Origin of the sequence: Janibacter sp. GS2, from assembly GCF_051200835.1 — a bacterium.
Classification (GTDB): domain Bacteria; phylum Actinomycetota; class Actinomycetes; order Actinomycetales; family Dermatophilaceae; genus Janibacter.
Map to the genome: position 1 here is coordinate 371,502 of NZ_CP195161.1, position 12,451 is coordinate 383,952.

Sequence of the window (12,451 nt, forward strand, 5' to 3'; positions counted from 1 at the left end):
CTGTGGAGTGCCGGCGACGCGCTGTCGGTCAACGCCGATACGGTCTGAGCGTGGCACTTCACCTCCACCGCGCGCAGCGGACCGACCTCCTCGCCGAGGGTCTCGGTGAGCTGCTTGCGAGCCCGCTGCCGGACCCCTTCGCGCAGGAGGTCGTCGTCGTGCCCGAGCAGGGCATCGAGCGGTGGCTGGCCCAGCGTCTCTCGCACCGCCTCGGGACCGGCAAGGGGAGCGAGGACGGTGTCTGCGCGGGAGTGAGGTTCCTCCGGCCGCGGTCGCTGGTCACGATGCTCACCGGCCACGACGAGGACGACCCGTGGCTGCCACAGCACCTCACCTGGCCGCTGCTCGAGGTCATCGATGGAGCCATTGGCGAGCCGTGGTGCCGGGCCCTGAGCCGGCACCTCGGTGACGGTGACCCCGACGACGAGGTGCGAGCGGGACGGCGCTACTCCGTGGCCCTGCGCCTGGCCCGGCTCTTCCACCGCTACGGCCAGAGCCGACCGGGGATGCTCACCGACTGGCGCGAGGGCCGGGACGGCTGCGGCGTCGTCGGGATGGACCTCGACCCCGACCTCGCCTGGCAGGCCGAGCTGTGGCGACGACTCGTGGCACGGCTGCATGCTCCCCCGCCCGATGTGCGGCACGCGCGGACGCTCGCCGGGCTGCGCGACCTCGCCGGAGCGGGTGACGACGCGAGCGACGATCTCGACCTGCCCGCGCGCCTGTCGCTCTTCGGTCACACCCGACTCGCCGTGACCGAGGTCGAGCTGCTCGAGGCGCTCGCGCTCTCCCGCGAGGTCCACCTGTGGCTGCCGCAGCCCTCCCCCGTCCTGTGGGAGAGGCTGGCCCCCTCGTCGGCCGAGGGGATCGTCGCCCGGGCCGAGGACCACACGAGTGAGCTCGTCCACCATCCGCTGCTGGCCTCGCTCGGACGCGACTCCCGCGAGCTGATCCGGGTGCTGGGCAACGCGTCGGCCGACGAGGGAACTCGGCTTCGAGACTCCTCGCCGGCGCTCGTCACACCTGAGCCGGCATCCGTGCTGGGGTGGCTGCAGGAGGACCTGCGCGACGACCACCTCCCGACGCCGACGGAGCGGACGGCGCGGGTCGTGCCCGAGGACGACCGCTCGATCCAGGTCCACGCCTGCCACGGACCCTCACGCCAGGTCGAGGTGCTGCGCGAGGTCCTCGTCGGTCTCCTCGAGGACGATCCGACGCTCGAGCCCCGGGACGTGCTCGTCATGTGCCCGGACGTGGAGACCTACGCCCCGCTCATCGGAGCGGCCTTCGGCCTCGGCGACCACGGCACCGATGCCGCGGGCGTCGACACCCACCCCGCGCACCGGCTGAGGGTCCGCCTGGCCGACCGGTCGTTGCGCGCCACCAACCCCCTGCTCGACGTGGCCGACCGGATCGTCGGCCTCGCCGGTGGCCGCCTCACGGCGAGCGAGGTCCTCGACCTCGCGGCCAGCGAGCCGATCCGGCACCGGTTCCGCCTGGACGACGACGATCTCGCCACGATGACGCGATGGGTCGGCGACTCGGGGATCCGGTGGGGCTACGACCAGGCGCACCGTGCCCCCTTCGCGATGGACGCAGAGCCCCAGGGCACCTGGCGCTTCGGCCTCGACCGGTTGCTGCTCGGCGTGACCGTCTCCGCCGACGGGCCGCTGCAGGTCGCTGGGGTCATGCCGCTCGACGACGTCGGCAGCGGCTCGGTCGACCTCGTCGGGCGGGTCACCGAGCTGCTCGAGCGGGTCGGGGCCGGCCTCGACGCGCTCGAGGGTGCGCGCACCGCCGGGGAGTGGATGATCGCGCTGACCGAGGCGGTGCTAGCCCTCACCGACGTCCCCGTGCGGGAGCAGTGGCAGGTCGGAGACCTGCGGCGGACGCTGACGCGCGCGGCCCGGCACGCGAGCGACGACGTGCCGCTGCGCCTCGCCGACGTGCGGGTGCTCCTGTCCGACCAGCTGGCCGGACGGCCGAGCCGGGCCAGCTTCCGCACCGGCGGGTTGACCGTCTGCACGATGACTCCCATGCGCTCGGTGCCACACCGGGTCGTGTGCCTGCTCGGCATGGACGACGACTCCTTCCCCCGGCAGCAGACGATCGATGGCGACGACGTCCTGGCCCGGATCCCGCTCACCGGTGAGCGCGATGCCCGCAGCGAGGACCGCCAGCTCCTCCTCGACGCGGTCCTCGCCGCCCGGGAGCGTCTCGTCATCGCCTACACGGGGTCCGACGAGCGCACCGGCGAGCACTGCCCGCCGGCCGTGCCGCTCGGCGAGCTCATCGACGCCGCCCGGGAGACGACCGACGCCCCGGTGCCGGTGGTCGAGCACCCCCTGCAGCCCTTCGACGCGCGCAACCTCACCCCGGGTGCCCTGGGTGGCGCGGCGGCGTTCAGCTTCGACCGCTCCGCGCTCGACGCCGCCCGCGCCAGCCTGGGCACACGCACCGAGCCCGGTCGCCTCCTCACCGCCCCCCTGCCGGCACGGCCCGTTGACGACATCACCCTGGCCGACCTCATCGCCTTCTACGAGCACCCGGCGCGGGGTTTCCTCAAGGAGCGCCTCCAGGTCAGCGTCTCCCGGGAGGCCGAGGAGGTCAGCGACCGACTCCCCATCGACCTCGACGGTCTGCAGAAGTGGGCCGTCGGCGAGCGGACCCTGCGCGCGCGACTCGCCGGCGAGGACCCCGGCGGGGTCTACGCTGCCGAGCTGCTGCGGGGTGAGCTGCCCCCCGCCAACCTCGGTTCCCTCGCGCTCGACGAGATCCGCGGTCAGGTGGAGCTGCTCATCGCACAGATCGACCGCGGTCCGGCCGGACCGACCCGCTCGGTCGACATCGACGCCCCACTGTCCGGTGGCCGCCGGCTCACCGGAACCATCGAGGGTGTCCGCGGCGGGCACGTCGTCGACGCCACCTACTCCAGGCTCGCTCCGAAGCACCAGATCGGTTCGTGGATCCGGTTGCTCGCCCTGACGGCGGCCGGTCGGGACGACGAGGGGTGGCAGGCCTCGGTCCTCGGCAAGGGCGCCCGCGGGTCGGTTGCCCGCACGACCCGGGGCCCCTTGCCGCAGGCTGCCGCCCGGTCCCACCTGACCGCACTCATCGACCTCTACGCCCTCGGGATGACCGCGCCGCTGCCGCTGCCGGTCAAGGCTGCGTACGGCTGGGCCGAGGTGATGCACCGCAACTCCTCCCTCCGGCAGGCCGCGACCAAGCGCGCCAGCGACGAGTGGAACCAGACGGTCATGAAGAACGGCGGGGTCATCCCCGGCGAACGCGACGACGCCTGGTGGCAGCTCGTCCACGGGACCGGTTCCCCCATCGAGGTCCTCTTCGAGCCCGTGGCCGGACCGGGGACCGACCTGGCCACCCTCGCCCCGAAGGTCTGGGGCCCGGCCATCGACAACATCGCGAGCTCCGCATGAGTGCACTGACGCCCTTCGACATCACCGCGGACCTGCCCACCGGCACGGTCCTGCTCGAGGCGAGCGCCGGCACCGGCAAGACGTGGACGATCGGCGCCCTCGTCGCCCGGCACATCGCCGAGGGGACACCGCTGGAGGAGATGCTCGTCATCACCTTCGGTCGCGCGGCCTCGAAGGAGATGCGCGAGCGGGTACGTGAGCACCTGCGCTTCGTCCACCGCCACGTGGCCGACTTCACGCAGGACCCGGGCGATCCTGTGGTCACCCTGCTGCGCGAGGGGGGCGATGCCGTCGTCGCGGAGAGGGAGCGGCGCCTGCGCGACGCGCTGACCCACTTCGACGCGGCGACGATCGCCACGACCCACCAGTTCTGCCAGCTCGTCCTGCGTGGGCTCGGGGTCGCCGGCGACTCCGACCCGCACTCACGGCTCGTCGAGGACCTCTCCGACCTGCGCGACGACGTCGTCGACGACCTCTACGTGCGCGGCTTCGCGGGGGGCGGACAGCCGGCCTTCACCCGACAGCGCGCCGGCGAGATCGCCCGGTCCGTCACCGAGAACCCGCACGCCACCCTCGATCCGAGCTCCCTCGACGGTGGCACGGCCGACGCCCGGTCGCTGCGCTTCGCGCACCTGGTGCGGGCGGAGATGGACCGCCGGAAGCGACGCCTCGGGCTGCTCGGCTACGACGACCTGCTCTCCCACCTCGCCGACGCCCTCGAGGACGAGGACTCTCCTGCGCGCGAGCGCATGCGCCACCGGTGGAAGGTCGTGCTCGTCGACGAGTTCCAGGACACCGACCCCGTGCAGTGGCAGATCCTGGACCGCGCGTTCTCGGGGCACAGCACCCTCGTGCTCATCGGCGACCCGAAGCAGGCGATCTACGGCTTCCGGGGCGGTGACGTCGACACTTATCTCACCGCCGCCGACACCGCGGCGACCAGGCACACCCTCGGGGTGAACCACCGCTCGGACGGGCCGCTCGTGCGCTGCCTCGGCATACTCCTCGGCGGTGCCGAGCTCGGGGACCCGGAGATCGTCGTCCACCCGGTCAGTGCCGCGCAGGAGGACTCGCGGCTGGGTGTCGCCGACGGGGTCGCGCCCGACGGCCTGCTCGCGCCGGTCCGGCTGCGGGTCGTCCCGAGCGAGCTCGTGCAGCAGCCCGGCCAGCAGCACGTGGCCATCGCCGCGGTGCGTCCTCTCGTCGCCGCGGACTGCGCCGCCGAGATCACCCGGCTGCTCGCCGGGGACACGACCTTCGAGGGCCGCCCCCTGCGAGCCGGGGACGTCTCCGTCCTCGCGCACACCCGCAACCAGCTCGACCAGGTCCGCGCCGCCCTCGCCGACCTCGGCCTGCGCTCGGTCATCGTCTCCAGCGACAGCATCTATGCCTCGCCCGCGGCCGCCGCCTGGCTCACCCTGCTCGAGGCGATGGAGCTGACCCACCGTCCGGAGCGGGTGCGCGCGGCGGCACTGACCCCCTTCGTCGGGGCCACCGCGCAGGAGCTGGACGCACGAGGCGAGGACCTGACCGAGGAGGTCGCCCACCGGCTACGCACCTGGGCCGGGCTCCTCGGCCGTCGTGGAGTGGCCGCCGTGCTCGCCGCCGCCACGGCCGAGGGCCTGGACGCGCGCGTCCTCACCCGCACCGACGGCGAGCGACTGCTCACCGACCTCCGCCACGTCGGTGAGACCCTGCACCAGCGGGTCATCACCGAGGGCGACGGCCTGGCCTCGCTCACGTCCTGGCTGCGCGAGCGCATCGGCGCCTCCCGCAAGGAGGAGCGCGCGCGACGCCTCGACAGCGACGCGGACGCCGTGCACCTCGCGACCATCCACGCGAGCAAGGGGCTGCAGTACCCGATCGTCATGCTGCCCTTCGTCGCCGATCGGTGGCTGCCGCGTCCGGACGTCCTGCACTTCCACCGTGCGGACCGCACCCGCTGCCTGGACATCGGCATCACCTCCGACGAGGGCCGCGCGGACCGGGTCGAGCGAGCGGCTGCCGAGGAGAGTGGCGAGTCGCTGCGCCTGCTCTACGTCGCGATGACCCGCGCCCAGAGCCAGGTCGTGACGTGGTGGTTCCCGTCGGCGAAGAACACCGCCCCCTCGCCGCTGCACCGGATGCTCCTCGGTCGCAGCCAGGGCCAGGGAGCGGTGCCCCGCAACCATCCGGTGCCCGGGGACGACACGCTGCGCTCCCAGGTGGAGGAGTGGGAGCGTCGCGGCGGTCTGCGCGTCGAGGTCGTCGACCGGCCGGACCCCAGGGCGCTCACGTCCCCGCAGCCGGCCCCCGACCTGTCCGTGCGCACCTTCGGCCGCACCATCGACGACGCGTGGCGGCGCACCTCCTACACCGCGCTGACCCGGCCGATGGACGAGGCGCAGCGGCCGGCCGCCGAGGAGCTCGTCGCCAGCGAGCCGGAGGTCACCGACCGTCAGGACGACGAAGGGAGCACCCCCCTCTCCCCTGCGGGTGGCGGGGACGTCCTGCCTGCCACCAGCACCGCCCCGGGGCACCTCCCGTCACCCATGGCCGAGCTCCCGGTGGGCGCGGGCTTCGGATCGCTCGTCCACGCCGTCCTCGAGGAGGCGGACGCCCAGGCACCGGACCTGCTCGGCGAGCTGCGGCAGCGGATCGAGGAGCAGGTCATCCACTGGCCGGTGCCCGACCTGGACCGGGAGGGGCTGGCAGCGGCTCTCCTCGAGGTCATCGACTCCCCGCTGGGGCCACTCGCGCCGGGGTCGACCCTGCGTGACGTCACCGCCCGCGACCGGTTGTGCGAGATGGACTTCGAGCTCCCGCTCGGGGGTGGCGACGGTGCGGACACCGCCGGCGAGGCGCTCCTCGGCGACCTCGCGACGCTCATGCGCGAGCACCTGCCCGCGGACGATCCCGTGCTGCCCTTCGCCCAGGCACTCGACGACCCGGTCCTCGGGGATCAGGCGCTGCGTGGCTACCTCACCGGATCCGTGGACATCGTGCTGCGCGTGGACGGGCGACACCTCGTCGTCGACTACAAGACCAACTGGCTCGGTGCGGTCGACGAACCCTTGACGACGGGGCACTACGACCGGGCTGCGTTGCGGGAGGCGATGAACCACTCCTCCTACCCGCTGCAGGCGATCCTCTACGGGGTCGTGCTGCACCGCTTCCTGCGCTGGCGGCTGCCGGGCTACGACCCGGGCGTGCACTTCGGTGGCGTGCTCTACCTGTACCTGCGCGGGATGGCCGGTGCCGAGACCCCCGTCGTCGACGGTCACCCGACCGGCGTCTTCTCCTGGGAGCCGCCGATCGCCCTCATCGAGGCCGTGTCCGACCTGCTCGACGGACGCGGGCCGGGGACGAGGGAGACCCGATGAGCACCCGCGAGCAGGAGGACCGGTACGACCGACGCCTCGCACTGTCGGCGGACGGGGACCTGGCCGTCCTCAACGCCGCCGGGGTCATCGAGGCCGCCGACGTGCACGTCGCGACCCGGTTGACCGAGCTCGTCGACGAGAGCGACGACGTGGTCCGGGTGACGCTCGCGCTCGTGGTGCGCGCCGCCCGGGAGGGATCGACCAGCCTCGATCCGGAGCACGCCCGCGAGCTCGTCGCCGGGGAGTCGGCCGATGACGCCGGCGATGACGCCGGGGAGGTGGCCCCCTTCGTCGACCTGCCCCCGACGCGGACGTGGCTGGACCAGGTGCGCGCCAGCGCACTCGGCGCGGCAGGGGTGCTCCACGTGGAGCACGACCTCATCTACCTGGACCGCTACCACCGTGAGGAGGTGCAGGTCGCCGCCGACCTCGCCCGACGCGCAGGTGCTGCCCCGCCGCCCGTGGAGGACGCGGTGCTCGAGGCCGGGCTGGCCCGGGTCTTCCCCGGTGAGAGCTGGCGCGAGCAGCGCGATGCCGTGCGGGCCGCGGCCGCCCGGCTGACCACGGTCCTCGCGGGGGGACCGGGGACGGGCAAGACCTCGACCGTGGCCGGTCTGCTCACGCTCCTCCTCGAGCAGGCCGAGGAGGGCGGCCGGCGGCCGCGGATCGCCCTGGCCGCTCCGACCGGCAAGGCCGCGGCGCGACTACGCGAGTCCGTCCTCGGGTCGCTCCAGCACCTGCCCGACGAGGACCGGCTGCGGCTCGGGAGCGACATCGAGGCAGTCACCGTCCACCGGTTGCTCGGCTGGCGCCCGGACAGCGGGAACCGCTTCCGGCGCGACCGCGGGAACCCGCTGCCCCACGACGTCGTCGTCGTCGACGAGGCCTCGATGCTCTCGCTGACGCTGACCGCCCGACTACTGGAGGCCCTGCGCCCGACGGCACGCCTGCTGCTCGTGGGCGACCCGGACCAGCTCGCCTCCGTCGAGGCCGGCGCGGTCCTCGCGGACCTCGTCGCCGGGTACGGCGATCGCGACGACAGCCCGGTCGTCCGGCTGCAGACCTCGCACCGCTTCGGTCAGGAGATCGGGTCGCTGGCCGAGGCAGTGCGCATCGGGGATGCGGACAGCGTCCTGGAGATGCTCTCCGCCGCCACCCCGGGCGGAGCGGTCGAGCACCTGCCGGTCGACGACGTCCTCGGTGCCGACGAGGTCCTCCGGACGCGGCTGCTGCAGCACGCGCTGCGACTGCGCGAGCTCGCGCTGGCCGGCGACCACGCCGCAGCACTGCACGAGCTCGCCGAGGAGCGACTGCTGTGTGCCCACCGCGACGGCCCCTGGGGCGTCGGCCCGTGGAACGACCGGGTCGAGCGGTGGCTCGGCGAGGCCACGGACTACTCCGGTCGGCAGCTCGTCGGACGGCCGCTGCTCGTGACGACGAACGACCGCGGGCTGGGGCTCTTCAACGGCGACACCGGCGTCATGGCGCTGCGCTCGGACGGGCGGGTCGTCGGGGTCTTCGGCGAGCCGTCCAGCCCGCTGGTGCACGCTGCGACCTCGCTCGCGGAGGTCGACACCGCGCACGCGCTGACGATCCACAAGAGCCAGGGCAGCCAGGCGCGCTCGGTGACGGTGCTGCTGCCGGACGCCGACTCGCGGTTGCTCACCCGTGAGCTGCTCTACACCGCGATCACGCGCGCGCAGGAGAGGGTGACCCTCGTGGGGTCACAGGAGGCGATCCGCGCCGCGGTGCTGCGCCGCACCCAGCGCGCGACCGGGCTGCGCCACCGGGTCTGAGCCGATCCATCGACCAGGGGCCCCTCAACCCTGTACGGGCTCCGCGTGCAGCACCCGCAGCTCCTCCAGGACGACGGGCATGTCCGGCGCGAAGCCCCGCCCATGGCTCGCGTGCTCGGTGAAGAAGTCCTCGTGCACCCGGCGCCAGTAGGCGAGCGTCCGGTCCCCCTCGCCCTCGGCACGGGCGTGCGCCTCGTCCACCGCGTCGAAGGGGACGGTGCGTACCCGGGTGGTCACCACCAGAGCCCCCGGCGCGCCCGAGGAGTCGACGACGATCCCCAGGGAGCCCTCGGACGGGAGGTCCTCTCCTTCGGCCTCGTAGTCCCACAGCGCCGAGGCCGTCGCGGTCTTCGTCCCCTCGAGGACGAGGTGCAGCAGCTCGTCCGCCTGCTCGGGGGTCGCACCGAAGGCCCAGGCCGGGGGCCGCAGCAGCGCGATCGGGTTCTCGCCCATGTACGAGCTCACCGAGGCGAGCTCGACGTGCCGCCGGGCGCGCTGCCAGAAGGCCTCCAAGTCATCCATGACCCCATCCTGCCCGCTCGTGGCTCGTCGTGGGCATGCCGAGCGGCCCGACCCTGATGGCCGGGCTGCGGGGCGGGACAGCTAGAGATGCCAGGTCACGCCGGTGTCGGTGATCGTCGCGCTCAGATCATCGCTGTGCACCCGGGTGTGGTGACGCTGGCACAACAGCGCCCCGTTGCCGATGTCCGTGCCACCACCACGGGACCACCAGTCCACGTGGTGGGCGTCGCACCACTGTGCAGGCGTCGTGCACCCCGGAAAGGTGCACCGCTGGTCACGGAGCCAGATCGCACGCTTCTGCCCCGGGGTGAACCATCGCACCGCCCGACCCAGGTCGAGCACCTCACCCCGGGAACCCAGGACGACCGGGACGAGCCCGGCGTCACACGCCATCCGCCGCACCACCGACGGGGCGAGGACCTCTCCCGTGGACGTCACCCCCGCACCCTGCACACCCTCCAGCAGAGCCTGCAGCGTGATCGTTACCTGCACCTGTGCCTTGTCACACCGGGGCACCGCGCCCGGGGCCGAGACTCCCCGACGCACGACCTCCACCAGCGCATCGGCCCGGCGCTGCGCCGCTGGACGCTCATCCCGCTCTCCTGCACCCGGACCCGGAACGGGAGCCGACAGCGCCGCGATCGCCGAGTCCAGTACCGCCGCGCCCTCTGCGTCCAGCACCACCCGGTAGCAGCTCAACCCCACCGGGCCCGCACTCTTGGTCAACGACCGCGCCGCCTTCGCCCGACGATCCTCACGGTCCTGATCCCTCGGCGGCCTCAGCACCGGCCCGTGCGCGTGATCGCCGCCGCCAGCTCCTTCTCCCCCATCCCCCGCACCCGCTCGGTGTGCCGACCCTGCGGTCCGGTCGCGGCGACGTCGTCACGTGCGCCCGCCAACAACACCCGCAGGTCCTGCTCGAGCAGCTCCCCGTCCGCCACCGGAGCCACCTGTGCGTGGAAGCGCACCAGCTAATCGGCCGTGGCCAGCGACAGGTCCCCCTCATCGAAGACCTCCCGGACACCCGCGAGCGCCGCGCTGCCCTGCGGGGCAGCGACGTCGGCGCCGGCCAAACGTGCCACCGATGCCACGTGCCGCACCGGCGGAGCCGGAGCCGCCCGGCCCTCCGCCGCTGCCACCCAGTCGTGCACGCTCCACGACCCCTGGCCCGGCAGCCCCCGGGTCAGGCCCTCACCCACGAGCGCGACCTCAGCCACCTCGAGCACCCGACGCACCTGCCCCACCACCGACAGGGCCTCAGCCACCTCGTCCTCGCCCAGACGCCACAGCTCCCCGAGGCCCAGCGCCCCGACGGTCAGCGACCGCAACGCATCCCGGAGTCCGGACTCCACCCCCGGGCCCTCGCCCCACTGCGTCATCGTCGACATGTTTCGATCGTATGTTCGACCACCGACAACGCTCGAGGCATTCGCGGTCAGGCTTCGAGGCTCGTCCGCGCAGCGGGCTCACGCCTCAGCCACCGTCGGGCGCAGCGCGTTCACACCGCAGCCACCGTGTGAGCAGATCAGCGAAGAACGGTCCGCTGATAGGTCCGGATCGACAACGGCACGAAGACCGCGAGGATCAGCAGCACCCAGCCGAGCGTGTAGAGCTCGGCGTGCTGGAGCGCCCAGGTGTACTCCGCCGCATCCCGGGCCGCCTGTGCGCTCATCCCCTGGTCGGCGAGGGCATCGAGGTTGCCGAAGTTGTCCCGTGCGGCGTGGGTGAGCGTCGAGACGGGGTTCCACCCGGCGAAGATCCGCAACGCGGACGGCAGGTTCTCCGACGGGACGAAGGTGTTGGCGATGAAGGTCAGCGGGAAGATGACGATGAACGAGGCATTGCCCACGACCTCGGGGGTGCGCACCTTGAGTCCGACGAAGGCCATGATCCAGCTGATGGCATAGGCGAAGAGGAGCAGCAGGGCGAAGCCGATGATGACCTCGACGAGCCCCTCGCGCAGCCGCCACCCGATGAGCAGTCCGGTCAGCGCCATGACGACGAGCGAGATGACGTTGTTGACCACGTCCGAGAGGGTGCGGCCGATGAGGACGGCGCCCGGGTGCATCGGCAGCGTGCGGAAGCGGTCGATGACCCCCTTCTGCATGTCCTCCGCCATCCCGAAGCCGGTGAAGGTGCCACCGAAGACGACGGTCTGCGCGAAGATGCCCGCCATCATGAACTCTCGGTAGCCGTCCGCATTGCCTCCCACGAGGGACCCGAAGACGAAACCGAAGAGCAGCACGAACATGATCGGCTGCAAGGTGGTGAAGACGAGCAGGTCGGGGACCCGCTTGATCTTGATGAGATTGCGCCGGACGATCGTCCACGAATCGATGACGAGATGGTTCATGCGCTCTCCTCCTGGTCCTCGTCATCGTCCTCGGCCCGGTGGCCGGTGAGGCTGAGGAAGGCGTCGTCGAGGGTGGGTCGGCGGATGCCGATGTCCTGGACGGTGATGCCCTGCCCACCGAGTCGACCCACGGCGTCGACGAGCGCACTGGTGCCGGTGTCGACCGGGACGTTGAGCGTGCGGGTGTGGCGGTCGACGTCGACCTCACCGATGCCGATGGGCCCGAGCATGGCCACGGCCTCGTCGATGCGCTCCTCGTCGGCCACCGTGACGGTCAACCGCTCCCCGCCGACCTGCGACTTGAGGTGGTCGGCAGTGCCCTGGGCGATGATCCGCCCCTGGTCGACGACGACGATGTCGTCGGCGAGGAAGTCGGCCTCCTCGAGGTACTGCGTCGTGAGCAGAACCGTGGTGCCCGACCCGACGAGGTCGCGGATCACCTCCCACATGTCCCCGCGCGAGCGCGGGTCGAGGCCGGTCGTCGGCTCGTCGAGGAAGACGACGTCGGGTCGCGTCACGAGCGCACCCGCGAGGTCGAGGCGTCGACGCATGCCCCCGGAGTACGTCTTCGCCGGCCGGTCGGCTGCCTCCTCGAGACGGAACTCGGAGAGCAGCTCCTTCGCTCGAGTCCGCGCCGCCGACCCGCCGATGTGGTAGAGCCGGCCGATCATCTCGAGATTTTCCAGGCCGGAGAGGTACTCGTCGACGGCGGCGTACTGCCCGGCGACCCCGATCTTCGAGCGGACCCCGAGCGGGTCGGCGACGACATCGATCCCGGCGACGCTCGCTCGCCCGGAGTCGGGCCGGATGAGGGTGGAGAGGATGCGCACCGCGGTCGTCTTGCCGGCGCCGTTGGGGCCGAGCACGCTGAGCACGCTGCCCGCGGGAACGGACAGGTCGATGCCCCGCAAGGCTCTCACCTTCCCGTACGTCTTGGTCAGGCCGGTGGCCTCGATCGCGATGTCTGTCACGTCCGGCAAC

The 12,451-nt window shown here is 72.6% G+C and carries 9 protein-coding genes; 3 read left to right on the top strand and 6 right to left on the bottom strand.

The window, feature by feature from the left end; all coding sequences use genetic code 11:
- The first annotated feature begins 50 nt into the window (after positions 1 to 50).
- Genes recC through recD form a run of 3 tightly spaced genes read left to right on the top strand, consistent with a single transcriptional unit; the run spans position 51 to position 8,595 of the window.
- Positions 51 to 3,437, top strand: a complete 3,387-nt coding sequence (gene recC / locus ACR9E9_RS01815) for an exodeoxyribonuclease V subunit gamma (protein ID WP_435201094.1) — start codon at positions 51 to 53, stop codon at positions 3,435 to 3,437.
- Complete coding sequence (locus tag ACR9E9_RS01820) at positions 3,434 to 6,799, top strand: UvrD-helicase domain-containing protein (protein WP_435201096.1); 3,366 nt, start codon at positions 3,434 to 3,436, stop codon at positions 6,797 to 6,799. The genes recC and ACR9E9_RS01820 overlap by 4 nt, the downstream gene beginning before the upstream one ends.
- On the top strand, positions 6,796 to 8,595 hold the full coding sequence (gene recD / locus ACR9E9_RS01825; protein ID WP_435201098.1) for an exodeoxyribonuclease V subunit alpha: 1,800 nt from the start codon (positions 6,796 to 6,798) through the stop codon (positions 8,593 to 8,595). The genes ACR9E9_RS01820 and recD overlap by 4 nt, the downstream gene beginning before the upstream one ends.
- A gap of 24 nt (positions 8,596 to 8,619) precedes the next feature.
- Here the strand turns inward: recD and ACR9E9_RS01830 are convergent, their stop codons facing one another.
- The 6 genes from ACR9E9_RS01830 to ACR9E9_RS01855 all read right to left on the bottom strand — a co-directional run bounded on the left by ACR9E9_RS01830 (position 8,620) and on the right by ACR9E9_RS01855 (position 12,441).
- Positions 8,620 to 9,117 carry an ASCH domain-containing protein gene (locus ACR9E9_RS01830; protein WP_435201100.1) on the bottom strand — a complete coding sequence of 166 codons (498 nt, stop codon included), beginning with the start codon at positions 9,115 to 9,117 and terminating at the stop codon, positions 8,620 to 8,622.
- 81 nt (positions 9,118 to 9,198) lie between these two features.
- On the bottom strand, positions 9,199 to 9,903 hold the full coding sequence (locus ACR9E9_RS01835; RefSeq protein ID WP_435201102.1) for a DUF222 domain-containing protein: 705 nt from the start codon (positions 9,901 to 9,903) through the stop codon (positions 9,199 to 9,201).
- Positions 9,897 to 10,058 carry a hypothetical protein gene (locus ACR9E9_RS01840; protein ID WP_435201104.1) on the bottom strand — a complete coding sequence of 54 codons (162 nt, stop codon included), beginning with the start codon at positions 10,056 to 10,058 and terminating at the stop codon, positions 9,897 to 9,899. Before ACR9E9_RS01840 ends, ACR9E9_RS01835 begins: the two co-directional genes overlap by 7 nt.
- Positions 10,059 to 10,088: 30 nt before the next feature.
- Positions 10,089 to 10,505, bottom strand: coding sequence for a hypothetical protein (locus ACR9E9_RS01845; protein ID WP_435201106.1), 417 nt, complete (start codon positions 10,503 to 10,505; stop codon positions 10,089 to 10,091).
- A gap of 137 nt (positions 10,506 to 10,642) precedes the next feature.
- Positions 10,643 to 11,470 carry an ABC transporter permease gene (locus ACR9E9_RS01850; protein WP_435201108.1) on the bottom strand — a complete coding sequence of 276 codons (828 nt, stop codon included), beginning with the start codon at positions 11,468 to 11,470 and terminating at the stop codon, positions 10,643 to 10,645.
- A complete protein-coding gene (locus ACR9E9_RS01855; protein ID WP_435201110.1) occupies positions 11,467 to 12,441 on the bottom strand; it encodes an ATP-binding cassette domain-containing protein in 975 nt (324 codons plus the stop codon). The genes ACR9E9_RS01850 and ACR9E9_RS01855 overlap by 4 nt, the downstream gene beginning before the upstream one ends.
- Positions 12,442 to 12,451: the final 10 nt, after the last annotated feature.

Excerpts from the sequence above, each read along its gene's own strand:
- ACR9E9_RS01850 (WP_435201108.1), bottom strand. The coding sequence starts at position 11,470 with ATGAACCATCTCGTCATCGATTCGTGGACGATCGTCCGGCGCAATCTC.
- ACR9E9_RS01820 (WP_435201096.1), top strand. The coding sequence starts at position 3,434 with ATGAGTGCACTGACGCCCTTCGACATCACCGCGGACCTGCCCACCGGC.
- recD (WP_435201098.1), top strand. The coding sequence starts at position 6,796 with ATGAGCACCCGCGAGCAGGAGGACCGGTACGACCGACGCCTCGCACTG.
- ACR9E9_RS01830 (WP_435201100.1), bottom strand. The coding sequence starts at position 9,117 with ATGGATGACTTGGAGGCCTTCTGGCAGCGCGCCCGGCGGCACGTCGAG.
- ACR9E9_RS01845 (WP_435201106.1), bottom strand. The coding sequence starts at position 10,505 with ATGTCGACGATGACGCAGTGGGGCGAGGGCCCGGGGGTGGAGTCCGGA.